Genomic DNA, 23,994 nt, shown 5'->3' on the forward strand with positions numbered 1-23,994 from the left:
CTCTTCCCAAAGCCCGACAAGCTGAGGAAACGTCATTTCCAGAATGGATTCAAACGTTACCCCGCCGCTGGTTTCACGCATCACCTTGAAGGAGATAGCCAGCCAAGCGTCTATTCTTGCGGGGATGGGGTCTCCGTAGCCTCCTCTCGGGGCAACGTTGACTGTGCGAAAAAACCTTCTTGCGCCGCCTCCACACGGGATGCGTCGACAAAGTCGAGGCTCTCGAGGACAACGGCCGGCGCGCTCACCCATGGCATGTCGACCTTTTCGTCGGCCCCCTTGCCATGTTCCTTCACAGCCTCGGCGCACTCCTGAAGGTAGTCTCGCCACTCCCTCATGATCGGGCGGCGGACAGTAATTTCGCGGTAGACGACACCTTCGTATTCGACAGGGAAGTCGAGAGACACGACCATCTCCCGTCGTGCGCCGTCACCGACAAAGCGAGGAGGCTGCTTTGCAACGGCCTCCTGCAATGTCTTGGCTTCTGCATTGCGAGCTTCCACCCTCGCGAGTTCCTCTCGGCTGAGAGACTTCGTGACCTGGTTCATAACCACTCTCCTGAAAAGAAAACGCCCGGCTTAGTAGCCGAGCGCCTGATTGAGTTCGGCGAGCTGGTTCACGCCGTTGATGATGCGTTTCGGAGGCCACGCCTGAAGCTCGTGGACAACGTCGATGCCGGTCTCGTAACGCATGTACTTGATGCTGTTCATCACGAACTCGACACCGCCCTTTTCGCCACGCTGCCAGCGATCACGGGAGCTGCCGTTGATCTGACCTTCGACGATGCAGACGTGCGCGTCGATCCCGCCGTCCAGCTCACGGAGCACACCGCCACGGAACGTGACACGAGTGGTCCGGCCCGGACGGAGCGCCATGCGCTTCATGATGTCGGGATTATGGCCCGCCATCTTCACGGTGACTTCGAGCGCTTCGATAGCCGACATCGCCTGAGAGACGCCAAGGTCCATACCGCCGCCGCGATAGTCCTGAGTCATCGGGCGGGGAAGAGGCAGGTCCACCTCTTCCGTGTCGATACCGAAGTCGAGGCCATCCAGGAACATGGTGAAGCCTTGCAAAATATGCCGCATTGGAATTTCTCCTTATCGCGCGGGAGGTTGTGTTACGCCGTCTGAAGGGCGGTGCCAGCCAGACGGGCGATCTCACGAGCGGCATTCTCGGCAAGGACCGTGTAGTAGCCGGTGTTGCGCGAGAACATGAACGTGATGTGCTCAATCGGAGCAGGGGCTTCAGCGTCGTAGCTGATGTAGAGGTGACCGGAGGCCCAGGTTTCCTTGGTGTTCAGGCTGGAATCCAACCACACACGACCGCCGAGCGTTGCGCCCATAGCCGCCCAACGACGCAGTGCCGAGTTCACGGTCTCCGCAATGTCGGTCAGGTTCTGGAGGCTGAACGGCTTGTCGATGAAGGCTTCCGAAGCGATCTCGACCGAGTCGATGATCGTGTCGTGTGCACGGCGCACCGACCAAAAGTTCTTCAACGAGTCCGACGAAGGCACCCGGCTACCCCACAGCTTGAAGCCACCGCTCGGTGCACGCACGATTGCGGCAATGGCGTTCTTATTGAGGAGCTGCGATTCAGCCGCCGGGTCGGTGATCGAATGGTCGATCGGCCGGGAGATACCGACGATGCCTTCCACAACGTGGTTCGACGGGGAAACCCAGAAGCCTTCGCTGTAGTCAACACGGGCTTGCAGGCCAGCCACACGGGCCGAAGCGGGCTCGTTCACAGCCGCCGCATCCTTGAACACCTTGACCATTGGTTCGACGATCAGAAGGCGGTCGGTGTCGTAATCCAGGCGATCCTGAATGGCAGCCGAAGTGTTGGTCGCCGTGGAATCCTTGATCACGCCAGCGCGGAAACGGTTCGCCAGAGTCAGTAGCTCGACCGTTACCGGGTTTGCCACAGTACCAACCGTCGCAGTTGCGGTTGAGGCTTCCGTTGCGCCGCCACCGGTCAGGGTGACCGTAGGTGCGGACGTGTAGCCGAAGCCCGGCTTGGTGATGACGATCTCGTCGACAACGCCGGTCGTCGAATTGATCGTTGCAACGGCCTCAGCGCCAGAGCCAGCGCCACCGGTGATCGTCACAGTCGGGGCCGAGGTATAACCCGTGCCGCCTTCCGTAACCGAGATGGTCGCGATGCCATCGGTCGGACGGGACGAGGTGAAGCCCGGTGCAATCAGCAGCTTCGGCTTCAGGCCGTGCTCACTCTGCGCAGTGCGCAGTGCGTGCATGCCCTTGTAAGTCGTCGAGTTGCCGATGATGTTCGACATGGTCTCGTTGATGTTCGCGCCGGGTTCAACGCGGACAACAAGGATCGTCTGCGAAACACGAGACGCCTGATCAAAGATGCCATCGATGGCATCCTTCAGCGTACCGGCAGCGCCGAGACCCTCGACTTCGCCATTTGCGCCGTAGATCGGGACGACGGTATCAAGCGGCCAGAGATCATCGGAGGCGTCAGGCGCCGTGCCAATCAGGCCGATGATGCCGGTGTCGATGGTTTCAACCGGGCGAGGGCCGTTGTTCTGCTCGACCGTTTCGACGCCGTGAAGATAGATGTCTGTCATTGGATCAGCTCCGTGGAAATGACAAAGCCCGGCGCGATGGCCGGGCTTGCGAATAATGAGGACGCCCCGCAGCGGGGTCGGTTAGGGCAAAGAAAAAGCCGCCCGGAGGCGGCTAATGCAGATGGCTAGCTTGTAGCTGTCGGGCGGCTTTAACCAGCCGTCCTTCGGGATGGGAAAGCTACCTCCAATTGCGCAGCAACCCGCTTACCAAACAAACGAGTAGGAGTTTCTACGAATTTATGAAGCAACCATGCCAACGCGAAAATTGAGGGCGTAACGATAAGGAGTGCAAGCCAAGGTTCCGCACCCAGATCGGACAATATTCGCAGCGCGACATAGCCCGTGATCCCGTGAACGACATACAGCGGGTAGGAAATACTTGCAAAAAAATCGCCGACCGCATTAGACCGGAAGACACGCGGGAACAGCATTGCAAAGCCAAATAGAGGAATTGCATAGGCATAGCTCCAGCTCACGATTGCAAACTCAGGCTTTGGCCCGAGGCGTATTCCATAAACGAAGCAAATAAATATAGCCGATATGATTACCAAGCCCACCGGGACACTCAATACCTTGCGATAAAGGAAGTTAAACACAACCCCGATAAACATATACACCAGATACGGAGCGCCCATTATTACCTCATAAGCAAGGTGATAAGTAATGTAAGCCGTATCTTTCCATTCGGCTAGTTTAAGAGACAGCAGAAAACCAAAGACAGCGAGGCATATTGGGAAGGCAAACACCCACAGCGACGACTTACGCAGCCACGGCAAGAGCAAAACACACACGACATAAAACTTAATTTCAGTCTCAAGCGTCCAGATTATCCAATCAATGTTAGGAACGCGAAAGACTTCTCTCAAGCCAGGTATAAAATGCGGTGCGATACCCCAACCAAAGGGCCAAGCCAATCCGAAATATCTCGTGGAGAGATAGATCGATGCCACAGTTATTCCAAACCCCGCGATATAGGTCGGGTAGATACGAAAAATTCTGCTGATTGCAAAAGTCAACCTGGTTTCTCGCGCCAATGAAAGCGGGATCACAAAGCCACTTATGATGAAGAAAAGCGCAACCCCGAATGAGCCGTAAATTATGGTCGGCAAAATCGACGGCAATTCGAGGTAGGCGGGGACCGGAACCTCTTGCGTTGACAGTATCGGAGCGTGGATCATTTCAGAAAGAAAGCCACGATCTCCGATATAAAATCCCGCGTAATGGTCAATCATTACGCTTAAGGCGGCAACGCCCCTCAACGTATTGGGAAAGTCAATTCTGCCTCCAGAAGTGAGGTTCTTTTCGCCCGCCATTGTGCCCCGCCAGATTTTGTTTCCGATGTAGGTTTATAGGCGAAGGCCAGAAGCAGTCTACTGAATTGATGCCGCAGCCTATTCCAACGCCGCCGCAGCTTCCCACATTGCATCAATGTCATCTGGGTTTTTCGCAATGGTAGGATCGCTGCCAATCAGATCAAACAGCGGGTCGGTGCGATAAAATTCCATCACGCTCGCCAGTTTATTTCGGCTTATTGTTCTGTTCGGTTCTGGCATTCCCTCAATGGCAGCGCCTATTTTCTCTCGAAGTCCCGGCTCTAAATCGATGACTGTGTCGACACGCCATTTTTGCAAAGGTGGCATTGCGGCACGCTTCTCGTCCGGTGTCAGGTCTGGGGCAGGGGTAGCCACCCACTCGCCTTCTTTCCATTCATGCGGGCCGTCTGGCTTTTTGGGAATTACAACAGCATCGGCAATTGTCGTGACGGATTGCTCGCTTTCGTCGACGAGTTTGAATGTCAACACGCCGTTTTCCAGCGAGACAAGCTCGGCGCCGTCTGGCGCGGTGGCTTCGAAGTAACCGGCAGTTTGACTGAAAAGTCCGATTTCCATTTTAGAACCTCTGTAGCCGAAGGCTGTAATTGGTTGTGCCGCTCGTACTCAAGAATCGGAAGAACCAGCCCGGAGGGATCATGATTGCAAAATTCGCTCTCGATCCGCCTGACGAAACTGCGCCCGCAATTTGCTCATATGCAGAGCCCTGAGCGCTGATTTCAGCTTGTGCGGCCCCGGCAGCGACAATGCTTCCGGTTATCATTACAGGTTTGCCAGTAGCGTTCTGCCATACATACCCCTGATCTGCGATTGTGGTGCTGAAGAAGCCCGCCGCCTGAAACGGAACCCAAGCTTGTGCGACGGCTTGAACGCGAGCTTCAATCATCTGTCCGCTGAACACTTTATATGAAGCATTCGAACCGGAAATATCGGCAACCGCGCCCCCTGGCAGGTTGCCAGTGTTCCACACGGTAGCCCCGTTTATAAGCAAGTCGTTGTAGCCGCCCCCCTTTATCACAAGGGAACCCCACACTGCACCGGCGAACGTATACGTCTCAATTCGCGCGAAGTTAGTGGTAGTGTCAGCGTAAAAAGTTGCTGCAATGCCGCCCGCCGCGTTTACCAAACGCATTTGCGGATAGCCGCCCCCCTTGATCTGAATCTGCGCGCCGAAATCATTCAAGCCGGTGAAATTATTGTTTGCCGTTAGACGCGGATAGATCAAGTCAAAGGCTGCTCTGAGTGCGGCCTTGAGGTTGCCCCATGTCGCTTTGAACATGGTCGAGCCGCCAGCCAGAACACCGCCGAAGAAGTCGCTATCGTCGGGAACTGCCTTGCCGTTGGCTCCGGCCATTGCCGCACCAACGGTAGCGGTGGTTGTCAGGGCTGGCAGTTGAGCGGGAGGCACTTTGCCACCGTCGTCGAGGCCAGCGATGCCATTCGGCTCTCCGACCTTGTTGTCGACTTGTTCCTTAGTGTAATAGTCAACGGCGCTCGTGGAAAGATACGCCTCGATGAAATAACGATCCCCCTCTACGGCATTGAGTACAGTGATCGTGGGACTGTCAGACGTGTAATGTGTATCTTCGTCCAACAGTGTGCCGTTGACAAAAACCAATGCAGCGGTAAAGCCGCCAGCCACATTAATCACGCCATCGGGGTTAACACCGAAGATACCTTTTTCGTACCGCCGTCCACCTATGGACACCGTGACGGTCGGAACAAAGCCAACCCCGGACTGATAAACGCGCGTGACTTCTCCGTCCCACCACAACTGCCCCTCAACAGGGTTTGTTGGAATCACTACGGGTGCCGCTACCGCTTTGCGCATATCGGCGTACACTTGCTCGGCCGACGTTTTTGCCGACACAGCACCAGACCGAGCGTTGATAGATTCATCGCGGGCTGTTTCAGTCGCGTTCTTGTCGGCGGCGGTGCCAGACTTGTCTGTCGCCACCTGGGCACGAAGCGCAACGGTTTGCTCGTAGTAATATTTTTGGAGCATCGTTGCTCCAGGCAAACTCGTGATCACCCAATCGGTGTAAGGCCCGCCCGTGCCTTCCACTTTTTCGAGGGTGACGCTGAGTAGGCCGGTGGTTCGGTTAAAGCTATTGACTTTCCCGATAGCCCAATTGTTAACGGTTGATGCACGAGATATTGCAACATAAGGGGTGGTGGCAAAAAACTCTCGGTCAGCCGGGTCCAAAACAAGCGTGGCGACCCCACCCAATACAAGATTTGATGAGCTCGTGGAAAAGGCAACGACGGTCCCGCCTGTGACCTTTTTCTCAAAACGGATAGTCTTAGCATCTAGGTCCGCCTGAGCTTGACCGAAATACTCTTCCGCATTGTTGACGATAGGCGTCAGTTCCTGTTCGATCACAGTGAGGCCGCGAGCAATAATAGCGTCGGTGACCTCACGCTGGATACCAAGATTTTCTTCGAGGGGCGCAAGTCTAGCCCCGATTGCCTCGATGAGGCCGTCCCAAAGTTGCGTGCTCCACGCATTGTTCTGGGTTGAGAGGAAGCTAGACAGGTCAGACATTTTAAACCGCCTCGTAATTCTTTACTGCGTCTTTGTCCTGATCGATCAGGACAGCCAGTGTGTCACCACGTATGCGCGTGCTGTTAGACGGGTTGATAATCAACCGGCCAATCTTCACGCTCTTCGCAAGGGCGACCTTGTAGAGCGTAGACGGATCGATCTGCGCTTTTGCCATGTTGCTCTCTCCTATATGAAAAGCCCGACGCAATGGCCGGGCTTGATGATGGTGTAGGTCGGGTGACGATTACGGGTAGGACACACTTGTCGCAGATGAGACAAGAAAGACAGCAAGTGCCGAACTTGTTCCATATGTCGTCTTGCGCTTCCATGAGGTAATCGCGGTGCCGAGAGTCCAAGTGGAAACCCGGCGGATCGAACCGTCGGCCTGTACTTCGTCGGTGACTGCCGTAGGTGGGGTCTCCGTGCCGTAACCAGCTCCTGTCAGGATCGAGCATGACAGGTCATGGTTGGTCTCATCGTAATGCTCGAGCACGAGGATCTCGATGATCTCCGTAACCGGCCCCGGCGCCACCCGTTCCTTCGTGATGTGCACGCCATTCGTCCGTGGACGAGAGACTGTGACGTTGGACTGCCCGAGGTTAATGCCCGGCATCAGCTCGGTGGTGCCCAGAAGGACCATGCGAGCGTTGATGTTGGCCGGCAGATTGAACAGCGGCGAGGCTCCACTCGCAACCGCTTCAATCGTATGCCAGACCGAGCCAATCTGGATTTCGTACGAGATCTCGCAACCATCCGGTACGACCTGCTTGGTGAGAAGGTCGATACCGCAGATGCCGCCTGACAGATTCCAAGCCGTCAGATTGACCGTCACACGAGGAGCGCTGAACTCTGCTACGAGAACCTCGAAGCAAGCGTCCAGAGAAATGCTGCCCTGTGACCAGAGGCCGTCCGTCGACACGAAGAACGAACCCTGTGCGTACTTGTTGTTTTCCGCCACTGCCAGCCAGTGGTTACCGGAGGTGATGACGAACCAGCCGTAACGCTTACCGCCTTCAAGGAAGATCGGCTCGATTGCAAACTTGGTCGCAATCGGGTGAATCTTCAGATCGGCTGCTGCGACTGTCGTAACTCCGAGACAGCTTGCGTAGTTCGGTGCACCGTTTTCGAACAGCTCGCACAGAGCCATGCGAACGTCACCGCCGCCAGCGTCTACACGACTGAAGTAAAGGTTCACACCTGTCACCCAACCTGAACGAGGCATCATGAAGGTGTTGCCTGCCACCTGACCGGTGTAAGATGCCTGAACAATTGTCGCTGCCCAATACGGCTCTTCATAACTGTCGTAGAAAATCTGCCGGGCGCGCATCATAAAGTGCGCGGGGTCCGTGCCCTGTACAAACTCGACGTTATATTGCGAGCCGTCGTTCTGGTAGAAGATTCCTTTCGTCTGGTCGTAACGGCCAGTCGCCCACCAAGCCGCATTCGTACAAACGAGAAACGGGTCACCATAACGAATGCGCGTCTTCGAGATCGTCTTCAGCGTGTACTCGATAGTCTGGGAGCCGCCGTTTGCAAGGGCGTGCTCCGTCGACTTCGACGTGATTGAGATCAGGTTGTTCTCTGCGTAGCGCGGAAGCACCATACCACCCGTCGATACCTGAATACTGGTGTCAGACGGAGTCAGAAGGCCGAGGGCGATCTGCGCCGAATTATCGTCAGCGAAGCGAATACCTTCTTCAACCTTCGTTACCGACTGCAGGTGTTCGAGGTCGCTGTCCGTTTGGTCGAGGAAGTAATCCGACTTCGAGTAGGACTTTCCGTCTGGCATGCCGGTCATTTCCGCTACGCGCGCGAGCTGCTCGAGGATGTAGACCTGCATCTGGCGCGACAGCTTGTCGGCGTTCGATGCGACCAGCTTGGATACATCGGTCTTGAGACCTTCGACGACAGGCTGAGTTTCATCCATCCATCCTTCGAGCACCTGCACGCGGGAGTCCAGCGAGCGCATCGTAGTGATGCGATTGTCTGTGCTCTGCTCGACCAGTACGATTTCCGTCGAAGAGAGAGTCACCCAGGCGATGACCGTATTGGCACTGTCGACCACCGGCTTCGACGGGGACGGCGCCTGATCGCCGAGCTGGATTGCCACGTTGACCTTGCGCCATTCAACCGTCGCTGTCGGCTGCGGGTCCACTTGAGGCGGATAGACCGAACCATTGACCACGAAATCGCGAGGCTCAGTCCCGTCATTCGCCGTCTGTGCCTGAAGCAGGATCGCAACAATGCGGCGGTTGCCGGAGGTTGGCATGTGCGCCAGGAGATTGAGAACCGTCGCGTTGTCGCCGCCCGTGAAGAGCTTCCCGTCTTTGAAAAGGATGACAGGCGTTTCAACCGTGACCTGCGTCGTTGCCGTCTTGGCGACCGTTGCGCCTGAGTAGCAAGCATCGAGTGCGCCGCTGACTGCTGCCGAGATCAAGGTATCCATCGCATCGCGAGGGAACTCAGCGAGGTTCTCAAAATCGCTGAGGGTCGCGTTCTGGTTGGCGGTAAAGCGGGCAATCTTCATAATGAAGTCCTCTCAATGGGAACCATGCCGTCCCATTTCTGGTCGGCTGTGAAACTTAGATCGGCAATACGCATGGGGCGGTAGGTCGCCGTGGTGAACCAGATTTGGTCACGCAGGGAACGCGACTTGTAGATCGCTTCCCCGACGTCCTTGATGCGCTCAGTCGCGAGACCGATATGGCACTTGCCGACGAAAGCGTGACCGACGTAACTCCACATTCCCTCTCTGCGGTAGGTAGCCTTGACCCTGAGCAGCGCGGTGTATGAAGTGAGGCCGATGTAGCTGTAGTTGATGAACGGCGAGAACAGGCCAGCCGCCTGTCCGATCCGCGCCTTGGTCTCATCCAGCAACCGCCAGCGGTCATAGATGTAAAGTGCAGATGCATCGGAATAGACATGCATGTGGTTGACGCTGGTCTTGCATCCCGACTCCAGAAAGGCTTCGAGGTAGCGAGCGCTATGCCGTTCGTAGATTCGCTCCGGCGCGATACTCAGCGGGGTCACGCTCTCGACGCCGTGCGGGATCTGTCCAGAGCCGAAGGTTCCGTCCTGACCGATGGTTATCAGCCGGCCACGGTTCTTGTCGGAGACGTAGGAAAGACCAACGTAGCAATTGTCCACGACGGTATCGATCGGGTTGTAGTCTGCCGGTATGGCAAACGTCGTGACGTCGACCGCCGCATCGCTGCCCCATGTGCCGAGCTGGTCGAATGACCGAATCTCGGTTTCCACCCCGTCCTCGACGATAGTGGCCCGACGCCCGTAGTACCGGGCAGCCTCGTTCTCCATAACGAAGAACCCGCCGACGTAACCCGGCACTGTGCGCAGTCCGTCACCGGCAGCGAAGGCCGGGCGTTCACCCGGTATGCTGTAGGGATACAGCCGAAGCTCGGCGAACTGTTCCCGCCACTTGTCGAGCGCATCAGCCGAATAGTCCGTCAGGTACATGCCGACAGGCGGGATGACCGCGTCGTAAATGCTGGCGTCCATATAGGACAGATACTTATTGATCCCCGGCAGTGTGCCCTTCAGGCCCTTCATGCCGTAGATCTCAGCCGTTATCCGGCGTTTCTTCCACTCCGGCCAGTTGTCTCTCCAGAGATCAACGCCGCGTCCCCATGCAAGGAATGGAAGGTGCGAGACCGATGTGAGATACGGGTCGCGCATTCTCTTGACGAGATAGACATCCACCCGATTGACGGAGAAGGCAGCGAGTCCTTCAAGCGCCTTCTCAAAATCAGTCGCGTTCAGTGGGAGCAAAGACTCTCCGCTATCCATCACGCCACCTCGACGATTACCTCTGGTACATAGACCGTTCCGTATTTGCCCGGATCGACATCAGCCGCTGGCTCGATGACCACCACGCTCTCCAGCGCATTGCCGTTATGAGCGGCGGCGATAATCCCATCTGCGCGCAGCACCGTGCCGATTGCAGATCGCGAGCTGGCATAATCCTGAATCGAAGCCTTGGCCTTGGCGACGGTTGTGGATACGTCTGGCCCCGTCTGCGCCGTGACCTTTACCCGGATAACCTGGCTCACAATCGTGGCTGAGCGCACGTAGACATTGTCGGTTAGCGGTCGCCGGGTCTTCGGAGACAGCGCGCCGTAGACCTTCGTGACCACGTCCTGGCTGACAGTGCCGTCGGCTTCACGCCCGAGGAGGATGACGTCGCACCGATTGTTTTCGCCCTTGATCGCCTTGACCTGCTTGATGCTGCCATCGGCGGACCATGCGTAATATCGATAGGCATCCTCTGGACCGGCTGCCGCGTATCCATCTGGCGCAAGGTTGCGGCGCTGCCGGAACTCCTCGTCGCTTTCATAGACCGGGTTGCCTGTAATGCTGTACCCGATGATGCGGCGCGTCATGCCGAAGTCAGCTGCGAAGTTATCGAGATCCGTCCCGGTCGCCGTCGCGAGCATTACAGCGCGAGCCACCTGATTGGCACGAGCGCGCCAGAGGAGTTCTCGGTATGCGAATGCTTCGATGACGATCTTGACCGGGTCCGTTTCGAGCATCTCGACGTTGTACGCCGGGAGCTCCGGTTTCATTTCCCGCACCTTGGCCCACCGCTCTTTGAAGTCGGCGACCATCTCATTCAGGATGGTTTCGTAATCGAGAGTTTCGATAACGTCCGGCAGCGGGACAAGTGTCAGGTCGATAGCCACGTTCTAATCCTCTCGAATGGGAAGGCGTCATACCGTGCCGACCAGAAGCTTCCCTTCGGATTCCGTAAGGGAGAGATAGGCCGCACGTTCGACAGGGTTGGAATAGTCACCGAGATGGCCGTTCTCGAAGAACACGCCGCTCACCTGGAGCCTAACAATGCCGGGGGTTTCAACATCGAGATTGGCGCGCAGAAGAACGAAGCCCGGTTCCCCGAGCTGTCTGCCTTCCTCGACACGGGCTTCAAGCGCCTGTGCCGTTGCGACATACAGGTCGACGATAGTGTCGACGTTCTGCGGCCTGTCGATGATGCTCGGAAGATTCGAGCCAAACCCGCGCAGCTGGACTCGTTCGCCGAGTTCCGTTGTCAGTATGGTGACTATGCTCTGCAGGCAGTGGTCCCATCCGAAGAGGCATCGACCGGTTTTAGCGTCAATGCCGACCCGAGCCATTAGCGCGTCTTCTTATCCAGAACGACCGGGGATGGCTCAGCCTTCGGAGACTCCGCCTTAACGCTGGCCTCGCCAACCAAGCCCGAAAGCACAAGGTACTTGGCTTCACGGTCGGTCAACTGGATGCGTGCGCCCTTGGTGCGGTGTGCACCGGCGATGAACCCTTCGGCATTCACGACGTAGGTTTTCTTGCTGCTCATTGATCTGCTCCTTAATTGGACGGAACGTCGGTATTGGCGCCGCCTGGAACGACCCCGCCGTGGATGTGTGAGCTGCCGACATTCTTGCCGTCATGCTCCTGCTTCCCACCGGTCTGGGTGAATCCCTCGCCAGTGAACTGATAGGTGGTGCCGCCGACCTCGATGAAGAGACCTTCGGCCGTATGGGTGATGGTCGCCCCGCCGATCACTACGCGCTTCTCAGCGCCCTTGTTGTGCGGCTGTGGCGTATCGTCGGTGAACCCGCCCTTGATGATAAAGGACTTGCTCAGCTCACCGTCCGGCGAGACCAACATGACGCGCTGACCAACCGATGGCGGTGTCCATTCATTGATGTCGCCCGCCTGTTCCGACCATGACGTTGGCGGGGAGTCGATGCCATGAGCCGTCACGATGACTGTGCCGTTCTCGTAGTCGACTTCCTTCACCACGCCTTCACGGAACATATTGTTCTGTCGGATAGACATGCGCCGGACGACCATCTCCATAGACTCGAGGCGCTCGATCAGCCTGTCGAAGAAAGTGAAAGGGGTCATGTCGAAATCCCTTGATGATGCCATACGATAGGCGTCGTCAGGAGATACTGCACACCTGTCGGGGAACCGAGTTTCTCTGCAAGGTCGCGGGTATATCCGAGCGTCTTCATTGCCCGGTCATTCGGCGTGTCCGCTGCATTGGCCGTGAGCATGGCGACAATGTCGTCAACCCGGTCGCTGTAATCGGGGAAGGTCTGCAGCCTGTCGAGAAAACGTTGGATGTCACCGGGAATAACGCCTGCGGCATTCTCCCGGATCGCCTTCATTTCCACCGTGACCTGTCGTGCTGCGAGACGCAGGCCGCCTTCAACGGACGCACCACGGCGGCTCACCACTGTCTGATAAGAAGGGCAGAGGTAGTTGAAAACGTCGCTTGCGATAGTGCCCTTGGTCAGCGCGCGGAACATCTGAAGCTCGAGAGCATCCAGCGTCGTTTCGATCTCGCTGTCCGTGGACGGGCACTCGAGGCTGTACGGCTCCATGGCTCCGTCCTCGTCCTTCTTCACTGTCTGCACCACCAGCATTTCAAAGGTGAGCGACATGAGACGGTCCTCGTGGACGCGCCCGGCCTTCGGCCATGGGTCTTTATCGTAGTCGGTGTAGACGACGACACAGGGGAAAACCCTGTCGATCTTCATGTCCTCAACCGGCTCGATCTTGGAATCGAAAATGTAAGGGCCAGCCAGCGTGGGCCACGGCTTTTCCAGATAATTGTTAAGCGCGCATACAGCGGCCATGCGGGTGAGGCTGCGATAAACACTCATGCCTGACCTCCGAGTTGCACAAGCATCAGGACAACGCGGGATAGGCCGTCACGCTGCGAGGAGATGACTTGGAAGTCCGGCAGCTCTGGCCGGGTAGGGAAGGTGACCAGATCGCCCTGCTTCGGCTCCTCAGCACCAACCGGGAAATATCGCCGGTCAATCGACAGCTGCGGATCTCTACCCGACTGGAGCGAACGCAGATCATTCGCCTCACGGTAGGATCGACGCACGCCGAGCTGCACGCCGTATTCGACTGAGATGTAGTCGAAGATGCCTTTGCCGTTGACGACCTTGCGGGCCGCGTCAGGGCCGGATCTCCCGTTCGGAGTCGACGCTTGTGGCGTAAACACGAACGGGATCGCATTGACCCGGTCGACCGTCTTGCTAATCACTTTGTCCATACGGTCGAACATTGCCATGGCGATACCTCTTTATTTCCCAGCCTTCTTGTCCGACGCGGGAGCGGTGACTGATTTTACCAGCTCAGCAACCTTGGCCTCGACGATCAGCCCGGCATCCCGGTAGCCCTTTGCATCTTCATCGGAGAGGGAGACGACGTCCTTCTCGTAGACCGGGCGGCCCTTGAGAATGGTGTCCAGCAAGACGATGTACTGCTTCATTTGAATCTCCATGCGGAGAGCGGCGGCCTGTTACCAAGCCACCGCGCGCCGGATTAGAAGTTGTTGTTCAGGCGAACGCGACCAACACCGGAAGGATTGGCAGCGGCTTCGACAGCAACACCGATCTTCGTATTGTCGGTGGAGACAGTCGTGGCGATGCCGTTGGCGTCAGCGTAAATCTCCGCACCGACTGCCCAAGCCTGAGCCGAGGTTTTCGGCAGTTCGTATACGCCGCCGAGGGCGAGCTCGAACTCTTCGCCGTTTGCTGCCGAGGTGGCGGCGATGCCGAAGATCTTACCGGCGACAACGAGCGAACCGGAGGCAACGGCGGCTGCCGCGACAATGGTGATAAAATTGCCGGGCTGAATGAAATTGCGCATGGGGATACTCCCTTGTTTCGCACAAACAGAAAAAGGCGCTGAGGGTTAGTCAGCGCCCTTTGGTGAGGTGACCGGAGCCAATTACTTGGCGGTGCCTGCGTTCTTGTACGCGAAGCGATAATCGGTCAGGCCAACACCGAAGTCGTGAGCCAGCGTGTATTCGACGCCTTCGACATCGAAGCCGAGACGCTCGTTCGTACGCGGAGCTTCCGAACCGAGAAGGTGCAGGTAGTGGATACCGCGACCCATGGTCGACACCGCATCAGCGAACAGGAACCAAGCCTTGGTGCTCAGAGAATCAATGCGATGCTCGTAAACCGGCTGGATCGAACGGATAACCTGCGGGACAACGTCATCCGTGGTTGTCGGAACGGTGATGCCGGTGATCAGCTTCTGGGCAACGGTTTCATTGTCAGCGCCGACAAAGAGGTACTTCGGCGTGACGTTGATGGATTCACCGTCGATGTTCTTCTGCTTACGGAAGTCCAGACGAGCCGCTTCAAGGGAAGCCTGATCGATCGCAGCGCCGGTGGCAGCAAGGTTCTTATGGTCCGCGTGGAACAGAGCCTTGCCGTCCTTCAGCTTCATGGCGTTGCTGAGGATCGCGCCCCAGACAATGTCACCTTCAAGCTTGGCAGCCTTGAGGCCCCAATTCGCGACGAGCTGCATGAAGGCGTTGAGCTGGTCGTTGATCAGCATTTCACGGGTGAACCCGATCTTGCGACCATACGACTGGAGCTTCATGCCTTCTTCGGATTCCTTCACCGTGCCGGATACGAACTCGCCGTGCTCGTTCTTCGGCAGCAGGTCAGGAGCCGAGCCGATGTCGAGCACCTTCGTTTCACGGAAGTCGGAGAGGACCGTCCGGGTTGCGAAGAGCTGGAAGGTGTTTTCGTACAAGCCATACGCATTGAGAAGCGTCTGGGTCGTGATGTCCTGCAGAATGATCGGGAAGTCCGACGTGCTATGCAGAGCGCGCTGTGCGACGTCGTGCATCGAACCACGAGTGGACTCACCGCGAGCACGCAGCAGTTCCTTGGCGATGTCCATGGTCGACATGGCACGCCATTCACGAGCGCCGTCTTCGAGCTTCGTGACGACGTTGTTGCGATGCAAGATCGCGTTTGCCACCATACGGCGCATGGTTTCCTGGGCATCCTGCATTCCGCGGGTCTCCACGACGGGGAAGGTTGGAGACTGGTTCTGGCGCTCGACCATCTTGTCGAACAGCGCGTTGCGGAATGCTTCCACATCCGTGCCGCCGTCAACAGCCGTGCGAACCATCTCGTCAGTGACTTCGAAGCCTGCCGTGCGGGCAAGGTCGTTGATGTCCTTGACGCGCTTGCGCTCAGCGGCAACGGCAGCGCGGGACTGCTCGGCAACTTCACTCTGACTGACACCGGCCGGCTGCGTGACCGGAGCTGGCTGCTGTGCAGTGCGGGTCTGGACGGCCTCGGCTGCAGCGCGGGCGGCCGCATCGTCAGCTTCCTTGCGCTGCTTGTCTTCCTCGTCGTAAGCGGCGATGAGGCGAGTGCGCAGAGCGTCGTCGGTCTCGCCTTCGTTGCGGGAAAGACCAGCGCCGAGGGCCAATGCGTCGAGCTTGTCACCGTTGTAGGACTTGGCTGCGTCACGCTTATTCATTGGTGTTTTCTCCGTGAGAGGTGCGGCCTCGGCCGCGTCATGATTTTCCTGGCGAACCAGAACTTTTTCGACGTCCTTGCCAGTCGGCTCGGATCGAGAGATGGCTTCGGCATCCGCCGGCACAGGGACGACGGACAGCTCCAGCGGTTCCCAATCGATGGCCCGGAGGATAGGCAACTGCCCGTCCGAACCTTCGGTCTTTTCGTAGCGGTGGATCTTGTAGCCGACCGAAATGGACAGGGGGTGCCCGTCCTTGAGATCCCGGAGGATCGTCTCGGCTTTCTCATTGCGGGAGAACTTGATCGTGGCGTAGCCTCGGCCGTTCTCGATCTTCACGCTGCCCGGAATGACTGTGCCGAGACGTGAGTCCATGGACCACTGTTCGTGGGTGTCGAGCAGGGACATGGCGTTAAAGCGGTCCATACGGATCGCCTTCTTGTCCACGGCCAGCTCTTCCATGTAGTACCCTTCATCCCAGGAATACCGCTTGACCTTGGCGCCGGTTGTCCAGCAAACCTCGACCGTGCGGTCTTCCTCGTTGAAGGAATCCGAACGCACCTCACACGCCGCGAAGGGCTTGGGGATGCGGATCTCTTTCTCAAGAGCATCTCTAATGACTTTTGGCATTGCTGCCTCCGGTATTGGAATCGCCTTCCTGGACCCATTGAGACTGGCCTTGCGATGTGACCTTGCGTGGATCACTATCGAAGACGACCTTGCTCACCGTCTTGTCCACGGCTTGGTTCCATTGATCGAATTCATTAAGGACAGTCATCGGATCGCGTCCGGTGGAGGCGATAACCTCTTGCGGTGAACGCTTACCAATGCGCATTTCAATGAGGTCTGCCCGTGCGTCATCTAGACGGGTGATGCTCGCCACTTCTGGCGGAACCCACTCGACCTCTTCATTCCACGTTTTCGGGATGGACCCGTCCAGAATTGCAGCCTGGATAAACCAGCCCCAGATCTTCTGAAGCACCATCGGAATGATGAAATGCCACTGAACGATCTCCACAAAATTCTGGTATGCCAGTAGGCCAAGCTTGCCAGAGGCGAAGTTGGCCTGACTGAAATCGCCGGTCATGATCTCATACGGCATACGAACGCCAGCTGCGATGCTGCGCTGACGTGTACGGATATAAGCTTCAACGCCTGCCGAGATGGCCGGGCTGTTGAACTTGATGTCCTTGCCGCCACGTAGCACGCCGAACATTCCCGGCTCCATTCTCTCAAATGGGAAGCCGTAAATGTCAGTGACGCCGACAGGGTCCGCCTTATCCGCTGTCTCGTCGAGGCCGATATTCGGATCGCTTTCGTCAACATCCTCGTCGCCGGGGATCACCATGCCGACCATGCAGGACTCAACCTTCTTGCGGATGTTCTCTGCAAGCTCGTAATCCTTAAGGTCGCGGATCTCGTTCATCACAGAGTGCAGCCAAGGTACACCGTGCACCTGATTGTTCTGCGGCTCGTACAGGTGAGCGATCTCGTTTTCTGGGATGAACTTGCTCACCACACTGTCGAGCCCGCCGGTCAAATATGACAGGCCCGATTTCGGGTGATCGTTGAACATCCAGTAGCCGCGGCGGTTGCCGACAGCATCGAACTCGACGCCCTGAATAATCCGGTTGCCGGGGTTGCCGGGCGGGACGCCCTGCTTGGTCCAGTCGCAATATTCAGATTCCAGGATCTGGAGCTGAAGAGGGACGGGGAACCCGTCGCCACGACTGCGGACACGACGGCGAACATAGACCTCACCGTCCTGAACCATCATCCGGGCAAGCAGATAAACACCGCCGTCGAAGTCAAGGCCAGTGCCGGAGAAGCAAACCTTCTTCCACTTATTGAACAGCGACATCACCTTCTCGTCTTTGACGCGAGGGGTAATGCCGAAGCCAACGAAGTAGTCGGCGTGCTTTCCTACGATCGTTGTCGCGAGCGGATTATTGCGGACAAGCTCTCGCGATCGATCCCGGAGAGTCTGACCTGCTTTTCGGATTTCAGCATCCGCCGTGCCCGATACAACGTTGATGCCTTTAGCAAGGCGTCCGGTTGACGCCCCCTCGTATGAACGAGCACCATCCAGGATCTCCATACGTCGTCTGTGAGCAGCGCGCGCCGCTCCAGCCCTCGGGTTAAAATACCCGATGGCCTTATCCAGAAGGTTCGCCATTAGTACCCCCTGCTGAACGTTGTCAGGATCGTGTGCTTCCTGCGCCGCTGCGGGGTTGCTTCGGCTTCGAGCTCATCGATGATGGCCTTCATGTCCGCACGACTGCGGTAGGAAACGTCACGTTCCCGGAACTTCACACGGGTGGCGCCGAGGTAATACGCTTCCTTTAGATCCCGGAGAAAAGCGAGCTTCTCTTCCGGCGTAAACGACAGTGCGTCGTTTTCAGGTTCTTCGGCCATCACCAGATGCTCCCTCTGCTACCCCAAACGCTCGATGGCCGCGCAGGCCGGTTAGGGGCTGGACGGGTCGGTGTTTCTGGCGGCTCGGTAGGTTGAACTTCACGAACGACGCGCCTCGAAGGGTTCACGTCGTCTCGTAGCTTGGACAGGTTCAGGATCATTGCGCAGGCGCCCTGCATGGATTCACAGTCGAGGAAGTGGTTTTCCTTCGACCGTTGCACCCACTTCACCTTGCCGCCGGGAGCGCGCATGCGGCTCTCGGAAACGATCTGGCGGGCGTAGTCCTCGCTGATGTCCTCGGGCAGATACCACGCCCCAGGCGCATCATCGGCCCAACGGATCTTCTGCTGCACCCACGACTTGAAGTAGTCGGTGTCCAGCCGGAGCAGATCCAAACCTTTTTTGATTTCCTTGCCGCCGATCTGGATGTCGATCTTGTTTGCCAAGAGCGGCTTGCGCATCGGGTTAGACGACCCCTTCGTCGCCCGCACAAGATGTGGGAATCGACGAGCGAAGGCGTAAACCCGGTGCTCGGGAACAAGGAACTTCTTGCCGGGCCGATAGCCGGAGTCGACCAGAGCGAGTCTGATAGGCAGGCCGTCATAGGTATCCGTCAGCACATTGGCGAACGTGTCCCAGACTTCCTCACCTTCGGTCATACCGTACAGCTCGCGGGCTTCGACCAGCCATGACGTACCGCCAGCACCCCACCCACGGATGACATAGATAAGGCGGTCCAGCTGCACGTCACAGGTCAGTGTCAGAACCTTGACGGCTCCAGGAACTTCGCCCATGACGTAGTCGTCGGTGCATTCCATGACCTCGCTCCACTCGGGAGCTGCGCCACCACCCGGCGAATAAAGCTCGCCGAAGCCTTGGTTCTTTACCGACTGAACTGCCCGAGGATTACCGGAGCGCACAGCTTCGACATACGCTGCAGCACGCTCTCCCCACGATTTGAATGGAGAGCAGAGGCCGGACACCCAATAGCTGAGGGTCCATGCGTCCGGCGGCATTCCGATAACGTTGCCTTCTAAGTCAACAGACTGACCGGGTGCGACATAGACACCGCGATCATTCATCCATTCCTTAGTGGTGCGGTTGCTTCCCCCCGGTGCCGGGTCGTTATCAAAGATGAGGCAACCATTCTTCGGGCACATAAGATGCGCCGTCCTCTGCGCCAATGCAGGAGTCGACGGCAGTTCTCGGCCAGCCTCAGACATCGGCTTGTCCCACGCAAGGCAGGCAAACCGAGGAATGAAATACTCGCCACAGTGAGGGCAGGGCCATGCCCAATGGTATCGAGTCCCTGTCAGCCACAAGCGCCACACCGTGGACTTGATCTCATCCGGGTCAACCTCAGACCAGAACTCAAGGCCGCTCTCAGGGTCGGTTTCCACTTCGGCCACCCCCTCGCTTGGCGTTGACGTGATGGCGTGGACGAAGGCCGGATAGGTATCACCGCGTGCGTCGATCAGGCCGACTGGATCGCCTTGACCATTGAGGTTTCCAGCCAACTCGTCCACTTCGTCCGTGAGCGCCAGACCGAACGGGTCCGACTTCATCGCCGTGGATGACCCACCATGCGCCAGTCTGAGCGGCACACCGTTGATCAGCTTCTTGGTTTTCTTCTGCTTGGACTTGGCAGCGACGACATCCTTGAGGCAGGTGCTGCGCATGAGTTCGTCAATGCGCGGTTCCCACTGGTTGATGATGAAGTCCTTCGACGGGCCAACATACAAGGTCGGAACCGGATGTGTATCAAGGCGCTCGCCGATCAGATCGAGAAACGTCTCCGACTTGCCAGACTGAGCAGACACCACCATGACCACACGCTTGTGCGTCCGGCCGTGAACGGCCATCGCAAAAGGGATCATGTACGGGGTCTTGTGCGGATTGCGTGGGCCCGGATGACCAGCCGTGTCGGGATACTCACGGTTGTCTTTCGCCCATTGGACAGGGTCAGTCCTCGGCCTCGGCGTCAGAAGTTTCCTCACCCGAGCGTAGATCCGCGATTTTTTTGGCAAGACGATCTGCCAATCGGAGCCTTCCCTTGTCGATGATGTCATTCAATCTCTGCCGCTCTCGCGGCGCTCCCGTGATCTCGGCTGGCAGGCCGTTGAGGTAGGAAAGGAATAGACCAGCCAGCTCGTCCGCTACGGACAAGGCTTCATCGAGCGTGATCAGCTCACGGTCTTTCCTCATGCGGTTCATGCGGAGGTCGAGCGCCTTTTCTTCCCGGACCTTGTCCAGGCTTTCGCTCCCGGTCTTCTTGACCGCGCCCTCCTTGAGATGATCGGCATATGCCCGGACGGTATCGCCTATGGCGTAGCCAACACCCGTCTTCGACAGCACACCATCCGTCGTCATGATGCGAAGGAACCGGTCGCTCACCCGAAGAATCCGGGACATCTCCTGCTGGTTCACCACCTGATCGGCGATGTACGACTTCGGAGTTGGTGCCACCGCAACCTTCTTCGGCGCTGCCGCTTTCTTTGCCGCAGGTTTCTTTTTTGCTGCCGTCGCCATCATCTCACCCTTGCAAGTTTCTTATCTCGCCGCCGTGCTCGGCGGTTTCCCTGTTCCATCCATGGGGCAGGGGCCGTCGGTACATCGGGAGATATGCGTTGCTCGCCAGACACGACGAGCAACATCAATGCGGCGACCGCGATCAGCATTAGAACCTCATGAGTTTTTCGATGCGCTTGCCTACGTGCAGCTCAAGCTGCTGCGGGCCGACCACCAAGAACGTGTTCAAGGACTCGTCCTCTGGGATTTCCTTCATCAGTGCGGGGCCGAACAGCCGGCGGATCTTGCCGTACTTCACCCCCGAGGAGGCGAACTTGCCGCCTGCGCCTCGCGGCTGATTAGGCTTCCGGCCAAAGGTCCAAAGCGCTTTCGGTGCGCGACTTGACGTCCCGGCGCTCGGTGGCAGCATCGCGTAGAAATTTCCGTCCGCAACAAACGAGCGTTTGAAGATGCGCGGATTGTTCCACACTCCAGACCGGACGGTTCCCCGATCCAGTCCCTTGCGGCCAACATTCAATCGGCTGGATGATTTCACCGATCGAAGTCCCCGATACTTCTCAATGTCCGTGCCGCCCTTCACACCGAAGATGTCGAAGGCGAGAATTGCTTTGCGAGAGACGCCCCTCGTACCGGCCACGACGTAGCCCTGATAGTTGCCGGGCTTCAGGTTCATCTGTTTGGTGACTGCCTTCTGCACCTTCACTTTGGTGCGACGGCCAGCGTCAACAACGCCACGATGAAGCTCATCTTTGAAGGTGCCTTTAGCCAGGCGCTCCGACAATCGAGTGAAGCTCTTCAGCGAATTGATGTTTGAAGTGCCGAGCTTGATCTGCATTTCAGCCTCCAAACGATAGCTTTGTTCTAACGATGCCCCGGTGTTTCCGTGGTCGTACGCAAAATTATTTCTATCGGAGCTAGTCACACCGTAGAATTTTTTTCTCGAAACTGAGTGCCAAGATCACCCGGACCAAGAGGCCGACCGTCACGGAATCGGAACGGTAGAAACAAAATCTTCAAAACCGCTCGAATACTGCGCTGCGCCCGACCCGCGGTGCCCCACCCCCCTGCCAGAAGAACCTAACCGGCCACGTGGTCTAACCCATTGATATGCAATGACATTTGATGGCGGCTCACGTGGGCGTGCATGAGGCGTGCACGTGGGCGCATGGGTAGGCGCGTGGGTGGCGTGCACGTGGGCACGGGCATAGCGCGCCATGAGCGGGCAGGCATGGGCAGGCGCTGGCATGGCGTGGGGCATGGCAGGTGCCTTCCGGCTTCGCCTTCGCTTCGCTCTGCTAGTCCTGTTAGCGTATGTGGATTGTGGTTATGTGCACCATGCGCGGCGTCCGGCGTCTGGGCCGTACCTTATCGCCGCTGGCAATAATGGCTTATGGGCATTTGTTTGACTCGCCGATTTGAGTCCACGCAAGGGGAAAAGTGAAAAGCCTATCCGCTTTTGCACCATTGCCAGCGCCTGCCGCCTACCGGCCGCATATGCGGTTGACGGCCTATGGCGCGGCCTTCCTGCCGTCATGGCATGGCCGGGCACGTGATACCTGGGTGATGGTTTTTTTTAACTGATAACAAGTAAATTCATAAAAAAATCAACGCATTAGTATCCGTCTGGCTTCATATCGAATTTTCCGGCGGTCAAAAATCATAACAGCTCAAACGGTTTTTGAGCGCGCTAACATATTGTTTTTGTTTTGTTATTGCATCGACGATCCATTGAAAAACCGGCTTGAAAATGGCCTGTTTTTTGGGAGCTGTGGCGGAAATGTAATTCGTTTCGTATAAATTTGTTTTGTTTGTTTTCAATACGTTAGATACAAAACGTATAATTTATTAAAAATAGCGCTTGCGTTTAATACGCTCTGAATTATTCTATGTGTATCGAAGCAACGGCAACGGGGCAACGATACGCCAGACCGGCAACGGGCAGGCGGGTTCTTTGAAAACAAGACAACGGCTTTTGCCCTGTTACTTGCTAGGCGGACGTAAATCGTGACTGACTTGTCAGTGTGGATTAGCGGGGTTGAATAGGTTCTAGGGATCAACAAAGGCGCGGTTGCGAATCGGTGATTGATGCGTGTGAAGTCTTACAAGCTTTGCCAGTCAATCGGGGCCTATGTTCCGGCCTGACTTAACAATAGGACATTTGCAAATATGCGCCGCTGGAAACAGGACGGGCGATAAAGCAAAGCACAATAGGCAATATGCGGTTCGGTTGGGATAGTCCGATATGAAGCTCTGAAAAAGCGCCGCTCTATAAGGCTAGTCCCCGGCAAGCGCCGGATGTTTCGAGATAAACCATTCAAAGAATTTTCAATGTGAAAAGGCCGGAATTGCTGAAAAAGCTTTCCGGCTTTTTCCGTTGCGATAGCTTGGCAGATAAGGCCGGGCTTTTTCAACGGAAAGGCAAGGCAATGGATTTTGAAACTGCTATGGAAAGTAACGTCTCAATCAATGCGGCAATAGCCGAATTGGCACGGCACGGACACAAGGCAATCGACTTTGACGATTGCGAACTATTCGATTGTGTATCCGGCGAAACAATCGCCGTTATCAACGGCGGATGCATTGCAGGCAATGCCGTTCTGGCATGGCTTGGCTACTGAATTGCAGCATAAAGGGCAGGGAAAGCCTGCCTTTTGTGAAGCTATTCGGCTTCGACCCCCGCAATTATGCGACAAATGGAAAAGGAAATTCATCATGGCAAATTTCAAGGTTCTCAAAGGTAACGCGCTAGGTAAAGCTATCGAAGGCCGTGGCGAAGCCATTGCCACGTTCACGGAAAAAGAGCACCAACTCGCTTATTCGGCTATCGCTCATCTGGATGAGCACAACGATGCGAAGTATGTGAACGCGCTTTATGCCGTCACGCCGGTTAACTACCGTGCCGGATTGCGTGCATGGGTAGGCGCTTTTGCAAAGGCGAAGTTTGAAAAGGAATCGCAGACGTTCGTCTATGCGAAGGGCAAGGAATCGAACCTTGAAAAGGCGCTGGAAATCGCGCCGGCGAACTATGCCAAGGAAGCCAATGCCGGCGCGGGCAAGGCTGCTAAGTCGCTTATGGAACGCGTGGAGTCTGCCGCGAAAAAGGTTATCGAGGATGAATCGGCAAGCCGTGACGACAAGGCTTTCGCTCGCGCCTTGAATAACTTCCTTGCCATGCACAAGCGTGCCCTGACGCAGCCAAAGGCGGAAAAGCCTGCGAAGCCTGCCCCGCGCCTTATCAAGGCGAAGCCGGAAGCAACGGCGGAAGCGAAGGCCGCTTAATC

General features: G+C 56.9%; 25 protein-coding genes. 2 read left to right on the forward strand and 23 right to left on the reverse strand.

The window, feature by feature from the left end; genetic code table 11:
• Positions 1 to 110 precede the first annotated feature (110 nt).
• The 23 genes from MKS82_RS03005 to MKS82_RS03115 form a co-directional block, all read right to left on the reverse strand.
• Positions 111 to 548, reverse strand: a complete 438-nt coding sequence (locus MKS82_RS03005) for a hypothetical protein (protein ID WP_240578315.1) — start codon at positions 546 to 548, stop codon at positions 111 to 113.
• Positions 549 to 578: 30 nt separating this feature from the next.
• Complete coding sequence (locus MKS82_RS03010; RefSeq protein ID WP_240578316.1) at positions 579 to 1,088, reverse strand: phage major tail tube protein; 510 nt, start codon at positions 1,086 to 1,088, stop codon at positions 579 to 581.
• 32 nt (positions 1,089 to 1,120) lie between these two features.
• On the reverse strand, positions 1,121 to 2,590 hold the full coding sequence (locus MKS82_RS03015) for a phage tail sheath subtilisin-like domain-containing protein (RefSeq protein ID WP_240578317.1): 1,470 nt from the start codon (positions 2,588 to 2,590) through the stop codon (positions 1,121 to 1,123).
• A 149-nt stretch (positions 2,591 to 2,739) separates the two neighbouring features.
• On the reverse strand, positions 2,740 to 3,903 hold the full coding sequence (locus MKS82_RS03020) for an acyltransferase family protein (RefSeq protein WP_240578318.1): 1,164 nt from the start codon (positions 3,901 to 3,903) through the stop codon (positions 2,740 to 2,742).
• 78 nt (positions 3,904 to 3,981) lie between these two features.
• Entirely contained in the window at positions 3,982 to 4,479 is a 498-nt protein-coding gene (locus MKS82_RS03025) for a hypothetical protein (protein ID WP_240578319.1), read from the reverse strand.
• A gap of 1 nt (position 4,480) precedes the next feature.
• Positions 4,481 to 6,466 (reverse strand): hypothetical protein, encoded by a 1,986-nt coding sequence (locus MKS82_RS03030; protein WP_240578320.1) that lies wholly within the window; start codon positions 6,464 to 6,466, stop codon positions 4,481 to 4,483.
• A 1-nt stretch (position 6,467) separates the two neighbouring features.
• A complete protein-coding gene (locus tag MKS82_RS03035; protein WP_240578321.1) occupies positions 6,468 to 6,641 on the reverse strand; it encodes a hypothetical protein in 174 nt (57 codons plus the stop codon).
• Between the two features lie 69 nt (positions 6,642 to 6,710).
• Entirely contained in the window at positions 6,711 to 8,993 is a 2,283-nt protein-coding gene (locus MKS82_RS03040; RefSeq protein ID WP_240578322.1) for a hypothetical protein, read from the reverse strand.
• Entirely contained in the window at positions 8,990 to 10,252 is a 1,263-nt protein-coding gene (locus MKS82_RS03045) for a phage tail protein I (protein ID WP_240578323.1), read from the reverse strand. The genes MKS82_RS03040 and MKS82_RS03045 overlap by 4 nt, the downstream gene beginning before the upstream one ends.
• 17 nt (positions 10,253 to 10,269) lie before the next feature.
• Positions 10,270 to 11,163, reverse strand: coding sequence for a baseplate J/gp47 family protein (locus MKS82_RS03050; protein WP_240578324.1), 894 nt, complete (start codon positions 11,161 to 11,163; stop codon positions 10,270 to 10,272).
• 27 nt (positions 11,164 to 11,190) lie between these two features.
• A complete protein-coding gene (locus MKS82_RS03055; RefSeq protein ID WP_240578325.1) occupies positions 11,191 to 11,613 on the reverse strand; it encodes a GPW/gp25 family protein in 423 nt (140 codons plus the stop codon).
• A complete protein-coding gene (locus MKS82_RS03060; RefSeq protein ID WP_240578326.1) occupies positions 11,613 to 11,813 on the reverse strand; it encodes a hypothetical protein in 201 nt (66 codons plus the stop codon). Before MKS82_RS03060 ends, MKS82_RS03055 begins: the two co-directional genes overlap by 1 nt.
• Positions 11,814 to 11,824: 11 nt before the next feature.
• On the reverse strand, positions 11,825 to 12,367 hold the full coding sequence (locus MKS82_RS03065) for a hypothetical protein (protein ID WP_240578327.1): 543 nt from the start codon (positions 12,365 to 12,367) through the stop codon (positions 11,825 to 11,827).
• A complete protein-coding gene (locus MKS82_RS03070) occupies positions 12,364 to 13,131 on the reverse strand; it encodes a hypothetical protein (RefSeq protein WP_240578328.1) in 768 nt (255 codons plus the stop codon). Before MKS82_RS03070 ends, MKS82_RS03065 begins: the two co-directional genes overlap by 4 nt.
• Positions 13,128 to 13,550, reverse strand: a complete 423-nt coding sequence (locus MKS82_RS03075; RefSeq protein ID WP_240578329.1) for a hypothetical protein — start codon at positions 13,548 to 13,550, stop codon at positions 13,128 to 13,130. The genes MKS82_RS03070 and MKS82_RS03075 overlap by 4 nt, the downstream gene beginning before the upstream one ends.
• Positions 13,551 to 13,562: 12 nt before the next feature.
• A complete protein-coding gene (locus tag MKS82_RS03080) occupies positions 13,563 to 13,751 on the reverse strand; it encodes a hypothetical protein (protein WP_240578330.1) in 189 nt (62 codons plus the stop codon).
• Between the two features lie 53 nt (positions 13,752 to 13,804).
• Complete coding sequence (locus MKS82_RS03085; protein WP_240578331.1) at positions 13,805 to 14,131, reverse strand: DUF2190 family protein; 327 nt, start codon at positions 14,129 to 14,131, stop codon at positions 13,805 to 13,807.
• Between the two features lie 81 nt (positions 14,132 to 14,212).
• A complete protein-coding gene (locus MKS82_RS03090) occupies positions 14,213 to 16,399 on the reverse strand; it encodes a prohead protease/major capsid protein fusion protein (protein WP_240578332.1) in 2,187 nt (728 codons plus the stop codon).
• Positions 16,383 to 17,945: a phage portal protein gene (locus tag MKS82_RS03095; RefSeq protein WP_240578333.1), complete on the reverse strand. Its 1,563-nt coding sequence runs from the start codon at positions 17,943 to 17,945 to the stop codon at positions 16,383 to 16,385. Before MKS82_RS03095 ends, MKS82_RS03090 begins: the two co-directional genes overlap by 17 nt.
• The gene (locus MKS82_RS03100; protein WP_109369010.1) at positions 17,945 to 18,184 is read right to left on the reverse strand and encodes a phage head-tail joining protein; all 240 of its coding nucleotides are present in this window, start codon (positions 18,182 to 18,184) and stop codon (positions 17,945 to 17,947) included. The genes MKS82_RS03095 and MKS82_RS03100 overlap by 1 nt, the downstream gene beginning before the upstream one ends.
• Positions 18,184 to 20,253: a terminase gpA endonuclease subunit gene (locus tag MKS82_RS03105; RefSeq protein ID WP_276313241.1), complete on the reverse strand. Its 2,070-nt coding sequence runs from the start codon at positions 20,251 to 20,253 to the stop codon at positions 18,184 to 18,186. The genes MKS82_RS03100 and MKS82_RS03105 overlap by 1 nt, the downstream gene beginning before the upstream one ends.
• A complete protein-coding gene (locus MKS82_RS03110; RefSeq protein WP_240578335.1) occupies positions 20,147 to 20,713 on the reverse strand; it encodes a hypothetical protein in 567 nt (188 codons plus the stop codon). The genes MKS82_RS03105 and MKS82_RS03110 overlap by 107 nt, the downstream gene beginning before the upstream one ends.
• A gap of 148 nt (positions 20,714 to 20,861) precedes the next feature.
• Complete coding sequence (locus tag MKS82_RS03115) at positions 20,862 to 21,548, reverse strand: hypothetical protein (protein ID WP_109369013.1); 687 nt, start codon at positions 21,546 to 21,548, stop codon at positions 20,862 to 20,864.
• 1,591 nt (positions 21,549 to 23,139) lie between these two features.
• On the opposite strand from MKS82_RS03115, the gene MKS82_RS03120 reads away from it, so the two are divergent.
• Positions 23,140 to 23,331, forward strand: coding sequence for a hypothetical protein (locus MKS82_RS03120; RefSeq protein ID WP_151677565.1), 192 nt, complete (start codon positions 23,140 to 23,142; stop codon positions 23,329 to 23,331).
• 94 nt (positions 23,332 to 23,425) lie between these two features.
• The gene (locus MKS82_RS03125; RefSeq protein WP_240578336.1) at positions 23,426 to 23,992 is read left to right on the forward strand and encodes a hypothetical protein; all 567 of its coding nucleotides are present in this window, start codon (positions 23,426 to 23,428) and stop codon (positions 23,990 to 23,992) included.
• The last annotated feature ends 2 nt before the right edge of the window (positions 23,993 to 23,994 follow it).

It is taken from the genome of Ochrobactrum sp. A-1, from assembly GCF_022488005.1.
Classification (GTDB): Bacteria; Pseudomonadota; Alphaproteobacteria; order Rhizobiales; family Rhizobiaceae; genus Brucella.